Origin of the sequence: Sinorhizobium sp. RAC02, from assembly GCF_001713395.1 — a bacterium.
Lineage (GTDB): Bacteria > Pseudomonadota > Alphaproteobacteria > Rhizobiales > Rhizobiaceae > Shinella.
Map to the genome: position 1 here is coordinate 4,035,238 of NZ_CP016450.1, position 18,233 is coordinate 4,053,470.

Annotated in this window: 20 protein-coding genes; 5 read left to right on the forward strand and 15 right to left on the reverse strand. The window is 62.6% G+C overall.

Features of this window, described 5'->3' with window-relative positions; genetic code table 11:
- Positions 1–74 precede the first annotated feature (74 nt).
- From BSY16_RS19235 to BSY16_RS19260, 6 genes are all read right to left on the reverse strand, one after another.
- Entirely contained in the window at positions 75–1,526 is a 1,452-nt protein-coding gene (locus BSY16_RS19235; protein WP_069061166.1) for a homospermidine synthase, read from the reverse strand.
- A 272-nt stretch (positions 1,527–1,798) separates the two neighbouring features.
- Complete coding sequence (locus tag BSY16_RS19240) at positions 1,799–2,137, reverse strand: DUF6616 family protein (RefSeq protein ID WP_069061167.1); 339 nt, start codon at positions 2,135–2,137, stop codon at positions 1,799–1,801.
- 58 nt (positions 2,138–2,195) lie between these two features.
- Positions 2,196–2,729, reverse strand: coding sequence for a MarR family winged helix-turn-helix transcriptional regulator (locus BSY16_RS19245; RefSeq protein ID WP_069061168.1), 534 nt, complete (start codon positions 2,727–2,729; stop codon positions 2,196–2,198).
- Between the two features lie 33 nt (positions 2,730–2,762).
- Positions 2,763–3,389: an aminotransferase class IV family protein gene (locus tag BSY16_RS19250; RefSeq protein ID WP_069061169.1), complete on the reverse strand. Its 627-nt coding sequence runs from the start codon at positions 3,387–3,389 to the stop codon at positions 2,763–2,765.
- A complete protein-coding gene (locus BSY16_RS19255) occupies positions 3,374–4,531 on the reverse strand; it encodes an aminodeoxychorismate synthase component I (protein ID WP_069061170.1) in 1,158 nt (385 codons plus the stop codon). The genes BSY16_RS19250 and BSY16_RS19255 overlap by 16 nt, the downstream gene beginning before the upstream one ends.
- Positions 4,532–4,549: 18 nt before the next feature.
- Entirely contained in the window at positions 4,550–6,403 is a 1,854-nt protein-coding gene (locus BSY16_RS19260) for a M3 family oligoendopeptidase (RefSeq protein WP_069061171.1), read from the reverse strand.
- A 167-nt stretch (positions 6,404–6,570) separates the two neighbouring features.
- On the opposite strand from BSY16_RS19260, the gene BSY16_RS19265 reads away from it, so the two are divergent.
- Entirely contained in the window at positions 6,571–8,103 is a 1,533-nt protein-coding gene (locus BSY16_RS19265) for a sigma-54-dependent transcriptional regulator (RefSeq protein WP_069061172.1), read from the forward strand.
- A 175-nt stretch (positions 8,104–8,278) separates the two neighbouring features.
- A complete protein-coding gene (gene mepK / locus BSY16_RS19270) occupies positions 8,279–10,093 on the forward strand; it encodes a peptidoglycan L,D-endopeptidase MepK (RefSeq protein ID WP_069061173.1) in 1,815 nt (604 codons plus the stop codon).
- 76 nt (positions 10,094–10,169) lie between these two features.
- On the opposite strand, the gene BSY16_RS19275 is transcribed toward mepK, so the two are convergent.
- The 3 genes from BSY16_RS19275 to BSY16_RS19285 all read right to left on the reverse strand — a co-directional run bounded on the left by BSY16_RS19275 (position 10,170) and on the right by BSY16_RS19285 (position 11,760).
- The gene (locus BSY16_RS19275; RefSeq protein WP_069061174.1) at positions 10,170–10,436 is read right to left on the reverse strand and encodes a DUF2312 domain-containing protein; all 267 of its coding nucleotides are present in this window, start codon (positions 10,434–10,436) and stop codon (positions 10,170–10,172) included.
- Between the two features lie 212 nt (positions 10,437–10,648).
- Entirely contained in the window at positions 10,649–10,954 is a 306-nt protein-coding gene (locus tag BSY16_RS19280; protein WP_069061175.1) for a DUF1244 domain-containing protein, read from the reverse strand.
- A 17-nt stretch (positions 10,955–10,971) separates the two neighbouring features.
- Positions 10,972–11,760, reverse strand: a complete 789-nt coding sequence (locus tag BSY16_RS19285; RefSeq protein ID WP_069061176.1) for an N-formylglutamate amidohydrolase — start codon at positions 11,758–11,760, stop codon at positions 10,972–10,974.
- Between the two features lie 261 nt (positions 11,761–12,021).
- On the opposite strand from BSY16_RS19285, the gene BSY16_RS19290 reads away from it, so the two are divergent.
- Positions 12,022–12,432 (forward strand): DUF1036 domain-containing protein, encoded by a 411-nt coding sequence (locus BSY16_RS19290; protein WP_493101824.1) that lies wholly within the window; start codon positions 12,022–12,024, stop codon positions 12,430–12,432.
- Positions 12,432–13,871, forward strand: coding sequence for a pyruvate kinase (pyk, locus tag BSY16_RS19295; protein WP_069061177.1), 1,440 nt, complete (start codon positions 12,432–12,434; stop codon positions 13,869–13,871). Before BSY16_RS19290 ends, pyk begins: the two co-directional genes overlap by 1 nt.
- A gap of 11 nt (positions 13,872–13,882) precedes the next feature.
- On the opposite strand, the gene BSY16_RS19300 is transcribed toward pyk, so the two are convergent.
- The 6 genes from BSY16_RS19300 to BSY16_RS19325 form a co-directional block, all read right to left on the reverse strand.
- Positions 13,883–14,890, reverse strand: a complete 1,008-nt coding sequence (locus BSY16_RS19300; protein WP_069061178.1) for an alpha/beta fold hydrolase — start codon at positions 14,888–14,890, stop codon at positions 13,883–13,885.
- Between the two features lie 94 nt (positions 14,891–14,984).
- Complete coding sequence (locus tag BSY16_RS19305; RefSeq protein ID WP_069061179.1) at positions 14,985–15,602, reverse strand: tetratricopeptide repeat protein; 618 nt, start codon at positions 15,600–15,602, stop codon at positions 14,985–14,987.
- Between the two features lie 67 nt (positions 15,603–15,669).
- Positions 15,670–15,795, reverse strand: coding sequence for a type B 50S ribosomal protein L36 (gene ykgO / locus BSY16_RS19310; protein WP_024271182.1), 126 nt, complete (start codon positions 15,793–15,795; stop codon positions 15,670–15,672).
- A 169-nt stretch (positions 15,796–15,964) separates the two neighbouring features.
- Entirely contained in the window at positions 15,965–17,023 is a 1,059-nt protein-coding gene (locus BSY16_RS19315; RefSeq protein ID WP_069061180.1) for a 5-(carboxyamino)imidazole ribonucleotide synthase, read from the reverse strand.
- Complete coding sequence (gene purE / locus BSY16_RS19320; protein WP_069061632.1) at positions 17,020–17,487, reverse strand: 5-(carboxyamino)imidazole ribonucleotide mutase; 468 nt, start codon at positions 17,485–17,487, stop codon at positions 17,020–17,022. Before purE ends, BSY16_RS19315 begins: the two co-directional genes overlap by 4 nt.
- A 51-nt stretch (positions 17,488–17,538) precedes the next feature.
- Positions 17,539–17,742: a YdcH family protein gene (locus tag BSY16_RS19325; protein WP_069061181.1), complete on the reverse strand. Its 204-nt coding sequence runs from the start codon at positions 17,740–17,742 to the stop codon at positions 17,539–17,541.
- 216 nt (positions 17,743–17,958) lie between these two features.
- On the opposite strand from BSY16_RS19325, the gene BSY16_RS19330 reads away from it, so the two are divergent.
- Positions 17,959–18,132 (forward strand): YdcH family protein, encoded by a 174-nt coding sequence (locus tag BSY16_RS19330; RefSeq protein ID WP_069061182.1) that lies wholly within the window; start codon positions 17,959–17,961, stop codon positions 18,130–18,132.
- The last annotated feature ends 101 nt before the right edge of the window (positions 18,133–18,233 follow it).

An 18,233-nucleotide genomic window follows, 5' to 3' on the forward strand; every position in this document is an offset into this window, starting at 1 on the left:
GGCATTATCCCATTGAAAGCGAAGACGCCCGCGGGTTTGCCGCGGGCGTCTGCATTCGGGTTTTATCGTGCTGTTCAGCGAACGAGAACGTTCTTGAACTGCCACGGATCCTTCGTGTCGAGGTCTTCCGGGAAGAGGCCCGGGCGGCCTTCGAGCGGGGTCCAGTCGGTGTAGTGGCCTTCGACCGGGCCGAGATAGGGCGTCTGCACTTCGAGGCAGCGCTTGTAATCGACCTCGTCGGCCTCGACGATGCCGGCTTTCGGGTTTTCAAGCGCCCAGACCATGCCGGCGAGCACGGCGGAGGTCACCTGCAGGCCGGTTGCGTTCTGGTAGGGAGCGATGCGGCGGGTTTCTTCCAGCGACAGGCGCGAACCATACCAGTAGGCGTTCTTGTCGTGGCCGTAGAGCAGCACGCCGAGTTCGTCGACGCCGTCGACCAGTTCGTTCTCGTCGAGAACGTGCAGGACAGGCTGCTGATGGCCGCCATTGCCGAACATTTCGTGCAGCGACAGCACGGCATCGTTCGCCGGATGGTAGGCATAGTGGCAGGTCGGGCGGTAGGTGACGTCACCGTCCTTGTCGCGCACCGTGTAGTAGTCGGCAATCGAGATCGACTCGTTATGGGTGACGAGGAAGCCGTATTGCGGGCCGGGCGTCGGGCACCAGGAGCGCACGCGCGTGTTTGCGCCGGGCTGTTCCAGGTAGATCCCGGCCTTGCAGCCCTTCTTGTGCTTCTTGGCGTTCTTCGGCATCCACTCTTCGTGCGTGCCCCAGCCGAGTTCGGCTGGCTGCAGGCCTTCCGAGATGAAGCCTTCGACCGACCAGGTGTTCCAGAAGGTGTTGAACGGCTTCGGGTTCTTGGTGCGCTGGGTGTCGCGCTCGGCGATGTGCACGCCCTTGACGCCGACCTTCTTCATCAGCTTGGCCCAGCCTTCGCGGTCGTCCTGCGCCGGCTCTTCGACCTTCAGGTCGAGATCCTTGGCGAGGTTGATCAGCGCCTGCTTGACGAACCAGGAAACCATGCCCGGATTTGCACCGCAGGTGGAAACGGCCGTGGTGCCGCCCGGATGCTTTTCCTTCTCGCGGCGAAGCGTTTCGCGCAGCGCATAGTTCGTGCGGTCGGCGTTCTTCATATCCTTGTCGAAGTAGAAACCGAGCCAGGGTTCGATGACCGTGTCGATGTAGAGCACGTCGAGCTTGCGGCAGAGCTTGATCAGGTCGACGGAGCCCGTATCGACGGAAAGGTTGACGCAGAACGCCTGGCCGTCGCCTTCGGTGAGCAGCGGCTTCAGGATATCCTTGTAGTTTTCCTTGGTGACATGCGCCTTGACGTGGCGCACGCCGTGGCGGGCGTAGATTTCGGCGTCGGCAGCGTCTTCACGCGGCTCGATGACGATCAGCCGGTTCCGGTCATACTTGAAGTGGCGCTCGATCAGCGGCAGCGTGCCGCGCCCGATGGAGCCGAAACCGATCATCACGATCGGACCGGTGATTTCGCCATGTACCGGATAGGTGCTGTCTGCCATTTGGTTCTCCTGCGGACGGCCCGCTTTTCGCAAAAACAGGGCCTCTGAGGGCCCCATAGCATAATATGACAGCGCTAGAGCACAGTTTTCTGTCACAATAAAGGGAGAGCGCTGTCTTCGGCAGCGATATTCTTAATGCCCGTTTGACGACAGGGCTCTGCTTGCCAGGCTGGATTTACGCGAGGAGCTTTCACGCGACCCGGCCAGGAATGCGATTCGGTGGACGATCGTCCAAACCACGCCGGGTCGCGCTTCAATCGGTCTTGCGATTCTCACACGGCAGCGAGTTGTGCCAGGTGCCCCAGCAGATCGGTTCCCGCGCCGCCTGCGTTGATGGTTTCGAAATAGTCGTGCCATCCGGATGCTGCGATGCCGGAGACAAGTGCGCCGAGCGCTGCTTCGTCGGGGCAGCGCCACAGGGCAAAAAAGCTTTGCGGCGGGGCATGCGGAACCTTTGCGTCAACCTCCCCGAGAGCGATCGGCTCGACACCGAGAGCCGACAATCCGGCCATGCCGGCGCCGATGCCAGCGAAGAAGCTCTGCCGGTCTTGCGCGCCGAGAGCCAGCCATGCGGGTTTCGGCGTGTAGAGTTCGGCCAGATAGTGCGTCATGCAATGTTCTTCCATGTCAGCGGTCGCGGTTGATGGACCGGAGCGCGTGTTTGCAGATTCAAGTGATTGTCCGTTTTGTCGGGGGGAGACTGTGCTCCTGCCGGGTCGCGGCGTCGGTCTTCTGCCAGATACGATCGAGCAATGTGCTCAGCAGTCGGCTTTCATCGGTACTCAGATCCGAAAAAAGCGAGTCGATCCATTCGGCATGCTGGCGGAAAAGGGCAGCGGCCGTCGTTTCGCCTCTCTCCGTCAGGCGCACCGTGATCTTGCGGCGATCGTCGGTCGCATGATGACGGGTCAGGAAACCGTCCCGTTCCAGGCCATCGAGAAGCCCGGTTATCGTTGCGCGCGTCACGCCTGCCCGTTCGGCCAACTCATGCGGGGAAAGTCCGTCCGGCTTGCCCCGCAACAGGAACAGCAGGACAAACCTGCCTTCGGACAATTGGTGCGGGGCCAGGCGCGCGGCACAATCGCGATCAATTGCGGCGGTCAGCGCCAGCAATTCAAAACAAAGTCGAAGCTCGCCGACACCGGAGTGGCCTCGGCGCTGCGCCTCCTCAAGCATGGCGCGGTGTTTTTGTTCAATGTTCATAAGTCGCCGTATAGTATGGCGGCTAACTACGTGTCAACCTGCACGCTCGCTCGGGATCAGTCCGCGCAAAGAATTGCCGACGAAAACCATGCCATGGGCAAGGTCCTCCGGCCGCAGGACCTGCTCAACGGCCTTGCCGCTTTCGAGCAGTTCTTCCCGCAATATGCCGGCGAGCAGGCCGCAAGCGAGTGGCGGCGTTTTCAGGGTGCCTGAACCATCGTCGAGGAAGAGCGAGGTGATGGTGCCCTCGCAGAGTTCACCGTGCTCGTTGGCGAGGATCACCTCATCGGCCTCCGTTGCCGAGAATTCGGCGCGGGCCGCAGCGTAGGCCGCGCGGCGGGAGGTCTTGTGACGCAGCAGCGGGTCGGTGGAGGCGAGGCGGGTGGTGGCGACCTTCAGGCGCCATGTCGCGTCGGAGGCGAGAGGGGTGAACGCGGCTGTCTGCACGTCTATACGACCGTCCGCAAACAGTTCGAGGCGGACGCGCAGAGCGGCTGATGCATGGGTCGGAATGGCCGCGGTCAGCGCATCGCGTGCTTGTTCGCTGTTCGTGAGCTTCAAGTCTCTTGCCGATTGGGCAAGCCGAGCCAGATGCCGCTCCAACCGCACAAAGCCAACGTCCGGCTCCCAGCGCAAGGTCTCGATCAGCGAGAGATCCATTGATCCCCCACCGCATAGCGCGCCTTCAGCAGGGCTTCCTCGTATTCGGACTCTGCGGTTGAATCAAAGACGATGCCGCCGCCGACGTTGAAGATGGCTTCGCCGTCTTCGTAGAGCGAGATCGTGCGGATCGCGACGTTGAAACGCATGGTGCCATCCGGCGCAATCATGCCGATAGCGCCGCAATAGGCGTCGCGCGGGCCGTCCTCCAGGTCGTGCAGGATTTCCATGGCGCGCATTTTCGGCGCGCCGGTGATCGAGCCGCAGGGGAAGAGGGCGGCGAAGATGTCGCGGATCGAGGTGCCGGGCGTGAGCTTCGCCCGCACATGGCTCACCATCTGGTGCACGGTCGGGTAGGTCTCGACGGCGAAGAGTTTTGGCACATGAAGCGTGCCGACCTCGGTGATGCGCGAGATGTCGTTGCGCAGCAGGTCGACGATCATGCGATTTTCGGCCTGCGACTTGGGGTCGGCCTGCATGGCGGCGATGATCCTGACATCCTCCGCCGAATTGGCGCCGCGCGGCGCCGTGCCCTTCATCGGATGCGTCTCGATCCAGCCGTCCCTGTCGATATCGAAAAACAGTTCCGGCGAGCGGGAAAGCAGTTGCGGCCCGTCGAGCGAGACGAACGCGCCGTAGCGCACCGGCTGGCGCTCGATCAGCGACCAGAAGGCGGCGAGCGGGTCGCCCGTCCAGCGGGCGCGGATCGGCATGGTGAGGTTCGCCTGGTAGCAATCGCCTTGTCGCAGATGCTGGTGAAGGCGGTCGAAGCGGCTGCGGTAGGTCTCGAAATCCCATTGGGCTTTCGGCTCGGTGAGAAAAGGCTCGTTCTCGGTGCGCTGGCGCGGCTTCGTCAGCGGATGGTCGCTCGCCGGCTTTTCGAAAATGCCGAAACTCATTAGCGGCGTCGGCCGGTTTTCGATGGCCAGCGGGGCTAGCTTCTCTTCGAAGAGATGGCCGGCCTCATAGCTCATGAAGCCGGCGATCCAATGGCCCTTTTCGTGCGCCGCCTGCAGGGCCGCAAAGGCGGGCTCGAAGCCGGCGCGGTCGCGCACGGTGACGACCGCGATCGGATCGGCGAAAACCACCGTCCGATCCTCGCGGTCGTCCCTGAGGAGCACATAGCGTTCGCGGTCGGTCATGCGGGCGTCCGGCTTCTTCTAAGAGGAGGCCTTATCAAGCGCTTCCAACTCGTCGATCAGCCCCTCGATCATCGACAGTCCCTTGCTCCAGAACGACGGATCGCTGGCATCGAGGCCGAACGGCTTCAGGAGCTCCGAGTGATGCTTGGTGCCGCCGGCCTTGAGCAGGTCGAAATACTTGGTCTGGAAGCCCGCGTCGGCTTGGCTGTAGACGGCGTAGAGCGAGTTCACCAGGCAATCGCCGAAGGCATAGGCGTAGACGTAGAAGGGCGAGTGGATGAAGTGGGGGATGTAGGCCCAGTAGGTCTCGTAACCCTCGGAAATCCGGATCGCCGGGCCGAGGCTTTCCTCCTGCACGGAGAGCCAGAGGTCACCGATCTGGTCGGAGGTCAGTTCGCCCTCCTTGCGGGCGGTGTGCAGCTTGCGCTCGAATTCATAGAAGGCGATCTGGCGCACGACCGTGTTGATCATGTCCTCGACCTTCTGGGCGAGCATGGCCTTGCGTTCGCGCTTGTCCTTCGTCTTGTCGAGCAGGCTGCGGAAGGTCAGCATTTCGCCGAAGACGGAGGCGGTTTCGGCAAGCGTCAGCGGCGTCGAGGCCATCAGCGCGCCCTGGCCGCCGGCGAGCACCTGGTGCACGCCATGGCCGAGTTCGTGGGCGAGCGTCATCACGTCGCGCGGCTTGCCCATGTAGTTGACGAGCACATAGGGGTGCGCAGACGGCACGGTCGGATGCGCGAAGGCGCCCGGCGCCTTGCCGGGGCGTACCGGCGCATCGATCCAGCCCTTGTCGAAAAAGTCCTTGGCAATGTCGGCCATCTCAGGCGCGAAGGCGCCGTAGGCTGACAGCACGGTGTCGCGCGCCTCGTCCCAGGAGATTGTCGCGTCGGATGTCTCGGGAAGGGGCGCATTGCGATCCCAGAACTCCATCTGCTCCATTCCGAGCCATTTCGCCTTCATCGCATAATAGCGGTGAGAGAGGCGCGGATAGGCTTCGCGCACGGCCGCGGCGAGGGCTGCGACGACTTCGGGCTCGACGCGGTTGGCGAGATGCCGGCTGTCGGCGATATCGGCGAAACCGCGCCAGCGGTCGGAGATTTCCTTGTCCTTGGCGAGCGTGTTGGTGATCAGCGTGAAGGTGCGGATGTTTTCCTTGAAGGTGGCGGCCAGCGCCTGCGCCGCCGCGCGGCGGGCGTCGCGATCGGGCGATTGGAGCTGGTTGAGGGCGATTTCCAGCGGCACTTCTTCGCCGTCGATCGTGTAGCGCAGCGACGCCATGGTCTCGTCGAAGAGCCGGTTCCAGGCGGCCGCACCCGTCATCGACTTTTCGAGGAAGAGCTGCTCCGTCTTGTCGTCGAGCTGGTAGGGCTTGTCCTTGCGCAGGTCCTCGATCCACGGGCGATAGTGTCCCGCAAGCGCATCATTGTTCAGCGCCGCGTCAATGCGGTCATCCGCTATCCTGTTGAGTTCAAGCGAGAAAAACAGGAGATGCGCGCCGAGATCGGTGAGCTTCGACTGCATGTCGCCGTAGAACTTGCCGTTTGCCGGATCGGTCGTGTTGGTGAAATAGGTAAGGCCGGCAAACGAGATGATGCGGCCCATCACGTCTTCCAGTGCTTCGAATTCGCGCACGGCGGCACCGATGCCGTCGTCACCGGTCTTTTCCGTCGCGGCGTCCAGCTTGCCCTTCCATTTGGCTTCGAAGGCGAGCGAATCCGCTTCCGCCTTCTTCATGTCGTTCTGGAATTCCGGCGAGGCCTGCGAGGGGTAGAGATCACCGAGGTTCCAGCCCGGAAGATCGCCCAGCTCGGCGGCAGCGGCAGCGTCGGCCGGTGCGAAGTCGATACGGGGTTCAACAAAATTTCGGGTCATATTCCATCTCTCTTCCAGGTGGTCGGATCGGTCGCCTTGCTTGCGTCGGCAATGGTTAAAATGCAAGCCTTTCTCAAAACGGCATGTTCAACCCTTTCTGCCAAGGTTCGCTGGTGTTCAGTTCCCTTGGGCATGCATGATGCATGTCTAGAGGCAAGGAGGTTCCAGTGACGGCCCATATTCTTGTCATCGACGATGATCCTGTCCAGCGCCGGTTGTTGAAGAACATGATCGAGCGCTCCGGCCATGTCGCCCATATGGCGGAAAACGGCCGTGCCGGCCTTGATATGCTCGATCGCAAGGGCGGCCTGATCAATGTGATCCTGCTCGACCTGATGATGCCGGAAATGAACGGCTCGGCTTTCCTCGACGCGCTCGCCGAGCGGGAGAATACCATTCCCGTGATCGTGCAGACCGGGCAGGGCGGCATCGAGACGGTCGTCATGGCCATGCGCGCCGGCGCCTTCGATTTCGTGGTGAAGCCGGTTTCGCCGGAACGTCTCGGTGTTGCCGTCGGCAATGCCTTGAAGATGGACCAGCGCGAAGGTCGCAGCCGCGGCGGACGCCGCAACCGCACCGAGAGCGTGCATTTCGACGACATCGTTTCGGCCAGCCCCGAAATGCTGCGTGTCATCGAACTCGGCCGCCGCGCCGCACAGTCGAACATTCCGGTTGTGCTGGAAGGCGAATCGGGCGTCGGCAAGGAAATGGTGGCTCGCGCCATCCAGGCGGCGAGCGAGCGGGCACACAAGCCCTTCGTCACCGTCAATTGCGGTGCTATCCCGCACAATCTGGTCGAAAGCATCCTGTTCGGCCACGAGAAGGGCGCCTTCACCGGTGCGACCGAGCGCCATACCGGCAAATTCATGGAAGCCGATGGCGGCACGCTGTTCCTCGACGAGATCGGCGACCTGCCGCTCGAGGTGCAGGTGAAGCTGTTGCGCGCGGTGCAGCAGGGCGAGATCGAGACGATCGGCGCGCGCTTCCCGCAGAAGGTCAACGTACGCCTCATCTCCGCGACCAACCGCGACCTCATCAACGAGGTGCGCGAAGGCCGCTTCCGCGAAGACCTCTATTATCGCCTGAACGTCTTCCCGATCACCATTCCGGCGCTGCGCAAGCGCAAGGAGGACATTCCGGTTCTCGTGCGCGCCTTCGTGCAGCGCTTTGCCGGCGAGCAGAAGCTTGCCCGCCCGCTCGGTGTTTCCGCCGACGCCATGGCGCTGCTGACCTCCTATGACTGGCCGGGCAACATTCGCCAGCTCGAAAACGCGATCTTCCGCGCCGTCGTGCTGTCGGAGGGTGCCGAGCTGAATGCGGCCGACTTCCCGCAGATCGCCGCGCAGGTTCCGGGCTATGGGCTCGCCGAAGACGGTGCCATCACCTGGGAGGCGACAAGCCAGCGCCTGCCCGATCCCGGTTCGGAATCCCGCCTGCCGAGCGTCTATCCGGATTTCCGGCCGGCCGAATCAGCAAGCGCCGATACCGGCCCGGACAACGCCATTCTCAGCGTCGACAAGGGCGGCCATGTGCGCAAACTGGCCGAAGTGGAAGAGGAATTGATCCGCTTTGCCCTGAAATTTTATCATGGCCAGATGAGCCAGGTTGCCCGAAAATTGGGCATTGGCCGTTCGACTCTCTATCGCAAACTGAAGGACTATGGCATCGACCCAGACAATCCTGTGAAAGAAGCTGCGTAAAAACCCTTGGAATCCCGGCCACTTGCGATTTCTCGATTGCCGTTTATTTCCTGTTAGTGGATTGTTCACTATAACGGGTGCGGGATGACGAGTGTGGCGGATTTGCCATGCTCTCACCGCAATTGGCAGTCATTTGGGATAACGGACGTTCGTTGTCCTTCGGACGGGGAAAGAGTTGGCAAATTTGTTCGCATCGATGAAGCGCCCAGGGGCCTCCCTGCGCAGCCTCTGCAAAGCACTGTTGCACAAGCTGCCCAAGGCGCTGTCTACGGCCGTGCTTTCTGCCGCCCTCATTCTGCCCACGGCCTTTCCCGCGACGGTTCAGGCCGAGAGCGGCAACCGCACGCTCAAGCTCTATTTCATCCATACCAAGGAAAAGGCCGAGATCACCTTCAAGCGCAATGGCCGTTATGACCAGCGCGGCCTGAAGCAGCTCAATACGTTCCTGCGCGACTGGCGCCGCAACGAGCCGACGAAGATGGATCCGCGGCTTTTCGACCTCGTGTGGGAAGTCTACACCAAGGCTGGCGGCACGGGTTACATCAACGTCGTCTCCGCCTATCGCTCGCCCGCGACGAACGGCATGCTGCGTTCGCGTTCCAAGGGTGTCGCGAAGAAGAGCCAGCACATGCTCGGCAAGGCGATGGACTTCTATATTCCGGGCGTCAAGCTCGCGACGTTGCGCGCCACCGCGGTCAAATTCCAGGTCGGCGGCGTCGGTTATTATCCCACGTCCGGTTCGCCCTTCGTGCATCTCGACGTCGGCAGCGTGCGCGCCTGGCCGCGCATGAGCCGCCAGGAACTCACCCGCATCTTCCCGGACGGCAAGACCATGCACCTGCCGACCGATGGCAAGCCGCTGCCGGGCTACCAGCAGGCGGTTGCGGATTACAAGCGTCGCGTCGGCGCAAACACCATCGAGGTTGCCGGTGGCGGCTCGACGCCGAGCGCATCCAAGCGCAAGGGCGGCTTCCTTGCTGCGCTCTTCGGCGGTGGTGGCGACGAGGATGAAGAACCCGAAATGATTGCAAGCAGCAACGTCACGATTGCCGATTCCTTCGATGAAGGTGGTGCATCGGGCGGTGCGACGGCGAAAGCCGTTGAAGACAAGAAGCCGATCGCGACCGAGGCCGAAACGGAATTGGCGTTCACCGCGCCGGTTCCAGGCAGCCGTCCGGCCTTCAAGGCCGCCGAGACGACGACCAGCGAGCTTGCGCTTGTTGCCCCAACGACGAGCGGCGCCGTTGCGGCCCTCGAAGCGGCGACGGTTGAAGAGCAGAAGCCTGAATTCGAGGACCTTGCCTCCTATAAGATCCCGGTTCCTGTCACGCTTGGTGCACGCAACCAGGCCGGCGACGCCGTGCCGGGCGATGCTCAGGCTGGCGCTGTCATGACTGCCGAGGCGGCGGTCGAGGATGCCGAAGAACTGGCCATGGTTCCCGTTCCGGGCCTGCGTCCGCAGGTCGAGCTGGACCAGTCGCAGACGGCGCTGATGGCGGCTGCGGAAGCGGATGTGGCACTGCCGCGGTCTGCCGATCGCTCCGGCCTTGCGGCGCTCGCTGACCCGACGGTGGGCGAGACGCAGGGCAATCCGGTCGAGATGGCAGCGCTCGTTTCGACGCGAGACAGCGGTAGCCGTTCGATTGCCGGCCTCGATGCCTTTGACGGCAAGCCTGCCGAGGAGACGGCGTCCAAGGGCGGTCGCCCCAAGAAGAAGGATGCTGACGCGGCAAGCCGCGGCGCGATCCGCACCGAGCCGAAGCTGAACCAGAAGATTCTCTCGAAGTGGGCGCTGACCCAGGACCGCGTCGCGACGCTGTCCAAGCCGGTCAAAGCACCGCGCTTCGTCAGCCGGAAACTGCGGGCTGCACCGACCACCGTCTACATGGCCGGCTTCCAGCCGGAGGAGAAGTCGATCGATGCCGGCCGCTTCAGCGGCACTGCGGTCAACTTCATGGAAGTCCGCAAGTTCGAAGGCCGCGAAAACTAAGCGCCGGAAACAATCCAATAAAAAACCCCGCCGGAGCGATCCGGCGGGGTTTTTCTTTGGGTGCTTCGCGAGACGCTTATTCAGCTTCCGTCGGCAGTTCGAGCATGCCGAGGGCCTGGAGGTAGGTGTCGAGGATCGCTTCCTGCTCCATGCGCTCGTCCTTGTCCTGCTTGCGGATCTGGATGACCTTGCGCAGGATCTTGGCATCGAAGCCGGTGCCCTTGGCTTCGCCATAGACGTCCTTGATGTCGTCTGCGATGGTTTTCTTTTCTTCCTCGAGACGCTCGATGCGCTCGATGAATGCGCGAAGCTGGTCGCGTGCGACGCCGTGGGCATCCGACATGATGTTCTCCTTGGATAGGCTAGAAATTCAAAGGTGCCGTGACTTGCCGCGAACTTCCGGCAAGATCAAGGCCTATCGCGCGTTGCCTGGAGCAATCCCAGCAAAAGTGCGTAGCGGTCTTGCGTCGGGAATTGCGTAAAAACAAAGAGGTAGAGCTTTTTCGCGATTCGAAGAAAAGCGGAAATACGCTAAGGATTTTCCCGCACGCGGCGTCATTCCTTCGGGCGGTTGACCTCGAAAGCTGTTTTCTGGGCATCGCTCGCCTCGCGCTGGTAGCGTTCGCGCCATTGTTCATAGGGCATGCCGTAGACGATTTCGCGCGAGGCTTCCTTGTCGAGCGGAACGCCCGCCTCGTTTGCCGCGTCGCGGTACCAGTTGGACAGGCAGTTGCGGCAGAAGCCGGCAAGGTTCATCAGGTCGATGTTCTGCACATCGCTGCGTTCGCGCAGATGGTTCACGAGGCGCCGGAACGCCGCCGCCTCAAATTCCGTCTGCTGCTCTTTGCTCAGATCGCTCATCGTCTCGTCCTCGGGGCTCAATAGGGCCCGGTGCGGGAGGGGAATATCTCGTATGTGTGCAGGGTCTCGTCGGCGTTCAACCGGCCGAGGATGGGGGCAAGCCGCTCGACCCAGTTTGCAATGCCGGCATCACTGCCGATTTCGTCCTGCCGGATTTCGATGAGCGCATGCGCGATGCCGGGCTTCATGCAGTGACGAAACATCGTGTCGCCGCGCAGTGCGCCGTCGTAGGGCTCGTTGTCGCCCACCACGACGTCGCCGAGCGCTTCCAGTTCGGAAAGCAGGGGACGGACGGCGCGGTGGTCGCTATCCCAGAGAACCGTCACCTGCCAGGGGCGCGCCACGCCTTTCCAGGCGGGTGTGAAGGAGTGCATGGAGATGACGAGCGGCGCCTTGTTGGTCTTCTTTGCCACCGCGCCGATCGTGCGGGACACGGCATCGTGATAGGGGCGGTGGAAGCTTTCCAGCCGGTATTGCCATTCTTCTGATGTGATTGGGTGGTTGCCTGGAACAATCGCGCCGTCGGAAATGCGCATGACGAGCGTCGGGTCGTCCTCACCGCGATTGGGGTCGATCAGCAGGCGGGAGAAGCGGCTCATGACGACCGGCACGTTCAGCCGGGCGTTCAGGCCGCGCACCACGCCCTCGACGCCGATATCGTAGGCGATATGGCGTTCGAAAGCGCTGTCCGGCAGGCCGAGCCGGCCGTAACGCGAAGGAAGAAGATTGGTGGCATGGTCTGCCAGAACGACGAGCCCGAGACCCGTGTCGCCGTCAATGATCTCGAAAGGGGAATGGTCGTGCATGTCTTTTGCCGATTGTGCGCTGCGCCTGCGACTGATTGCATGAGGCGACCCGGCTCGCAAGGTTCGGGAGCCTGCGGTTGCAGAAAGATTCCTTCTCCTTTTGTGAAAATGTAATCGATTGATGTTGCGTTGACATTCATGCCCCGGCGTCGCAAGAAAGCGCTTATTCAAATCAACGGAGTTCCATCGGAAGCCGTGAGAACCAAGAGCTATCGCCCGTTTTTCCCGAAAGCCAGCCGCCTTTTCCAGGCTGGGCTTTTCCTGTTTGCGGGCTTCTTCGCCCTTTCCGTTCCGGATGAGGCGAAGGCGGAATTCCGTGTCTGCAACGGTACGCAAAACCTTGTCGGCGTTGCCATCGGCTATCGCGCCAAGGAAGGCTGGATGACCGAAGGCTGGTGGCAGGTGCCGGCAACGACCTGCGCCACGCTGATCGAGGGCGAATTGCAGTCGCGCTATTACTACCTCTATGCCGAAGACGCCGCCCGCGGCGGCCGCTGGACCGGGGACGTCAACATGTGCGTCGCCGAAAACGAGTTCAAGATCACCGGCGTCGAGGATTGCTTCGCGCGCGGGTTCCAGCGCATGGGCTTCAAGGAATATGACACAGGACGGCAGGGAAGCTGGATGGTACAGCTTTCCGATACGCCAGGGACGCAGGAGAGCCAGAACTGATGAGACGGAACAGAAAAGTCAAAATCCTCGCCACGCTCGGGCCGGCATCGTCTGACGAGCAGATGATCCAGAAGCTGCATGAGGCGGGAGCAGACCTGTTCCGCATCAACATGAGCCATGCCAGCCACGATGTGATGCGCTCGCTGATCAGCCGCATTCGTGCGGTCGAAGCGCGCTGCGGCCGGCCGATCGGCATCCTCGCCGACCTTCAGGGCCCGAAGCTGCGCGTCGGCAAGTTCGCCAACGGTTCGGAAGAGCTGAAGCCCGGCCAGACCTTCACGCTCGACAACAAGGACGAGCCCGGCGACAACAACCGCGTCTACCTGCCCCATCCGGAAATCCTCGAGGCAGTCAAGCCCGGCCATCGCCTTCTGATCGACGACGGCAAGCTGCACCTGCGCGCCGAATCGTCCGATGGCAAGTCGATCGTCTGCACGGTCGTCTCCGGCACCAAGATTTCCGACCGCAAGGGCGTCAGCCTGCCTGACACGCTTCTCGGCGTCGGTGCGCTGACGGAAAAGGACCGCATCGATCTCGATGCCGTGCTTGCGACCGGCAGCGTCGACTGGGTTGCGCTCTCGTTCATCCAGCGTCCGGAAGATCTGGTCGAAGTGCGCAAGATCGCGCGCGGCCGCGTCGGCCTGATGTCGAAGATCGAAAAGCCACAGGCCGTCGAGCGTATCGACGAGATCATCGAGCTTTCCGACGCGCTGATGGTGGCGCGTGGTGATCTCGGTGTGGAAATGCCGTTGGAAGCCGTTCCCGGCATCCAGAAGCAGCTCATCCGCGCCTGCCGCCGTGCCGGCAAGCCGGTGGTCGTCGCAACGCAGATGCTGGAATCGATGATTTCCGCACCGGTGCCGACCCGCGCCGAAGTGTCGGACGTCGCAACCGCCGTCTTCGAAGGTGCGGACGCCGTCATGCTCTCGGCCGAGTCCGCCTCGGGCGACTATCCGGTCGAAGCGGTCTCCACCATGGCCTCGATCGCCAGCACGGTTGAGCGCGACCCGCATTATCCGGGCATCATCTATGCCCAGCGCGCAGCACCGGAAGCCACGGGCGCCGATGCCATCTCGCTCGCCGCCCGCCAGATCGCCGAAACGCTGAAGCTGTCGGCTATCGTCTGTTACACCTCATCGGGCACGACGGGCCTGCGCGCCGCGCGCGAGCGGCCGGAAGTACCGGTCCTGGCGCTGTCGCCGGTCATCGAGACGGCACGCCGCCTCTCGGTCGTCTGGGGTCTGCACTGCGTCGTCACGGGTGACGCGGAAAATCTTGACGACATGGTCAACCGCGCCTGCCGCATCGTCGTTGCGGAAGAATTCGGCAAGCCGGGCGACCGCATCATCGTTTCGGCCGGCGTTCCGCTGCGCACGCCGGGTGCGACGAACATGCTGCGCATCGCCTATATCGGCGCCGACGGTGTCAGCGGCGTCTGATCGGAGTTGTTTTACTCTTCATGATCCTTTGCAAGGCGGGCTTCGGCCCGCCTTGCTGATTCCTGGAGGTCGCGATCCTTGCCGGCGATCTTCTCAAGCGCTTCGATGGCAAGGTCGGTCACGACGTAATCCGGCTTGTGCCCGAGATTGCGGATCCAGACGAGTTCCGATCCCGCGATGTCGCGCGCCAGCCCGCGGGAGTGGATTTCCTCATAGACGACGCCATCCTTGTCCCCGGTGACGATGACCGTGGGCGTGTGAATCTCGTGGTAGCGCGGCTGCACGCGGCCGACATAGTCAAGCAGGCTCGCGACGTCGATTGCGTTGTTGCGGAAGGTGGCCGGCCGCAGCACGAGTGCGGGGGCTGTGGCTTCGATGTAATCGTCCGGGCGCGGGTTCGGGGCGAAGACGAAACGGGTGCCGGTCTCAATGCGCGACAGGCCGGCGGGTAGCGCCGCGATGCGGGTGAACAGCCAGCCGATGACCGGCATCTTCGCCAGATCATAGTACCAGTCGACGCCGCCGGGCCAGGGATGGGTTGCCGGCGCGAGGAAGAGCAGGCCGGCTGTCTTGTCCGGGTGCCCCAGCGCGAAGCTTGCGGCCGTGGCACCGCCGAAGGAATGGCCGACAATGATCGCCTTGCCAATGCCGCGCTTGTCCATCAGCCGCGCGATGGCGTTGGCCTGCCCGTCCGGGCAGGCGTTCTCCGGTCCGCCCCGGTCCGAGTAGCCGTGGCCCGGCCGGTCGAGGAACAGCAGGTCCGCCCGCCCCTCAAGCTTTTGCCGGAAGGCATGCATCGGGTCGCGCAGGTTGCCGCTCGCGCCATGGATGAAGACGATGGGTGGCAGGTCGGCCGTGGCACCGGCCGGGACGAACACGCTGTTCATGGTGAGGCCGCCCACGTCGACGCGTTCGCCGACGTTCGGGAACTGCCGTTCGATGGCGCGCGTCTTCCACGCGGTGAAGACGAAACCGGCGAGCGCAAGGGCAAAGGGCGCGGCGAGAAGGACTGTCAGCATGAGGCGGATAGGGGAGGGCAAGGAAGGGTCCGGGTTGGAGTATCGATACCGATATCGCCGCGATCGGCGCAATGCCGGCGCTCCGGCACGGCAATCAGGTCCGCTGGCCGGTCAGCTTTTCCGCGAGCTCGCCCAGCTCCTTCTGTGCCTGTCGCTCGGTGGGGTAAACCTCCAGGAAGCGTTCCCACGCCTTCAGTGCCATCTCGTCGCGGCCGGTTTGCTGCATGATCGCCGCCATGCCGGCGAGCGCGCCGAAGTGGCGTGGCTCGATGGCGAGCACCTGGTTTATGTCGGACATCGACTTGCGATAGTTGCCCATCTTGAAATGCAGCGTCGCGCGGCGGTTCCAGCCCTCGACATAGTCCGGCTTCAGGCGGATCGCCTCGTCGAGGAAATCGAGCGCCGCGGCGTTCTTTTCCTCGCTCACGGCCTTGTCGGCCCATTGGATGATCAGGTTGATGGTGGCACTGCCGGAATCCTGCCATTCCCGGCGGATCTGGTTCGAAATGCCGGTGGCCGCGTCCGGATTCGCCTCGCGCTTCAGTTCGCCGAACAGTTTGTCGAGGCGCTGGGCAGGCGTCGTGAAGGCGCCGGAGGAGGCGTCAAGCGAGGCCTTGTCCGCCGACTGCGCAAAAGCAGCGGTCGGTGCGGAGCCGATGAGAGAGAGGGAAAGGCAGATTGTACAAAGCATGAAAAAGCGCATGGCGGCCATGGTAGACCGCCAGCGCCGAACTTCAAATCAATATTTCTCGATCACCACAGGTGACCGCGACGCTTGATCAGCCCTGACGAGCCTTGAAGCGCGGGTTCTGCTTGTTGATGATGTAGATGCGGCCCTTGCGGCGAACAAGGCGGTTTTCGCGGTGGCGAGCCTTGAGCGACTTGAGCGAATTCTTGATCTTCATTTTTCTGATCCGCGTATTGCAGGGCGATACGAGCTCGCCGGATTTCTTCAATCAAAAACGCGCCGTTTCGGGCGCGCTTTCGGGTTGGCAGGCATGTACCCTGTGGCCTTTGCCCTGTCAACCGTAAGCGGCGGGTTTTCCGCGCTTCCGGCCGGTTTTCCAGCCTGTCTCAGTCGAGAATCTGCGTGATATGCCCCATTTTTCGACCGGGACGGGCTTCTGTCTTGCCATAGAGATGGACCAGCACACCGGGTTTGGCGAGCCAGGCGGGAACCTCGTCGATGTCGTCGCCGATGAGATTCTGCATCACGCAATCCGAATGGCGGCGGGGATCGCCGAGCGTGTGACCGGCGACGGCACGGATATGCTGCTCGAACTGCGAGACGATGCAGGCGGCTTCCGTCCAGTGTCCGGAATTGTGCACGCGCGGTGCGATCTCGTTGGCGACGAGCCCGCCATCCGCAAGCACGAAGAATTCGACGCCGATGACGCCGACATAGTCGAGCTGGTCGAGAATCGCCCGTGCCGCCTTGCGTGCCTGGTCCACCGTCGATTCGTTCACCAGGGCGGGCAGGGTGGAGGTGTGTAGGATGCCGTTCAGGTGAACGTTTTCCGCCGGGTCATAGCAGGCGATCGTGCCGTCGCGGTCGCGCGCGGCGATAATGGAGATTTCCCGCTCGAAGGGCACGAAGCTTTCGAGAATCAGCGGTACGCCACCAAGCGCCTCGAAGGCACCGTCGCGGTTTTCGGCCGGCGAGCGGAAGAGGCGCTGCCCCTTGCCGTCATAACCGAGCCGGCGCGTCTTCAAGACGCCGACGCCGCCGAAGCGATCGAGCGCTGCCTCGAGGTCGGCTTGGCTGTCGACGGCGGCGAAATCGGCGGTGACGATGCCGCAATCGCGGATGAAGCTTTTTTCAACCAGCCGGTCCTGCGAGACTTCCAGCGCGCGCGGCGGCGGGTAGACGGGAACGGCACTTGCCAGCGCTTCGGCGGCCGAGACGGGCACGTTTTCGAATTCGTAGGTGACGACGTCGGAGAGGCGGGCAAGCTCGGTGAGCGCATCCGGGTCGTCATAGGCGGCGACGATCTGGGCGTTGGCGACCTGGGCAGCCGGACAATCGGCCTGCGGTTCCAGAATGACGGTGCGCAGGTTGAGGCGAGCAGCGGCCATGGCCAGCATGCGGCCGAGCTGGCCGCCGCCGATGATGCCGATCGTGCGGACCGTCATAGCGGGCCGTCCACGGGATATTCGGCTACAGCGTTCGACTGGTTTTCGCGCCATTCGTCGAGGCGGTGGGCCAGTTCCGGATCGCTCAGTGCAAGCACGGCGGCGGACAGCAGCGCGGCGTTGACGGCGCCGGCCCGGCCGATGGCGAGCGTACCGACGGGAATGCCGGCGGGCATCTGCACGATGGAGAGCAGGCTATCCTGGCCAGACAGCGCCTTGGACTGTACCGGTACGCCGAAGACCGGCAGCGGCGTCATCGCCGCCGCCATGCCAGGTAGGTGCGCCGCGCCGCCGGCACCGGCGATGATGATCTTGAAGCCTTCCGCCTTGGCGCCGCGCGCGAAGCTGTAGAGCCGGTCCGGGGTACGGTGCGCCGAAATGATGCGGGCCTCGTAGTCGACACCGAGCGCATCCAGCGTATCGGCAGCGTTCTTCATCGTCTCCCAGTCGGACTGGCTACCCATGATGATGGCGACGGGGGGCGTTTCTGTTGTGTCCAAGGCTTCTCGTCCGGTTCAGGCGATGATGTCGGGGATGATCTGGTCTTCCAGTCTGGAGATCTTGTCCTTCAGGCCCAGTTTCTTCTTCTTCATGCGCTGGATTCTGAGGGCTTCGCTGCCGATCTGGATCATGGCGTTGATCGCGGCATCATAATCCTCGTGTTCTTGGCGCAGCCGTGCAACGGCAAGCCGCAATTCAGCCTGGTCCTGGTCTGGCATGCTATTCGTTCCCCTCGGCGGAGAGGTGGTTCGCCCACCTGTCTCCATTCTCGATAAAGGGTGCTCCTACCACGAAACCCCTGGTAACGGGAAGTTATCCCTTGCCACGTTTTCGCCTTCGACAAATGAAAAATGACATGGCACACTAGTTCTGTTGCAACCTGGACCACCCGGCGTGTGAATGACCGGGCGTAAGCAAAAGGAAGGAACTGTCACATGACGATTGAGGCCCATCTGGCTACGCTGGAAAAGAAGCATTTTGCTCTGGAGGAAGAGCTGCATGCTGCAGTTATCCGCCCCTCCTCGGAGGACCAGACGATCGCGGACATCAAGCGTCGCAAGCTGCGCATCAAAGATGAGATTGAGCGTCTTCGCTCCTCAGCTCACTGAAAAGACAGGGATTTTTCCAGAAATTTAAAGGGAGGCATGTCGCGAATACACATGGTCTGTATGGGAGGACCAGGGTAGGAGCCCGTTTCGCGAAACCACTT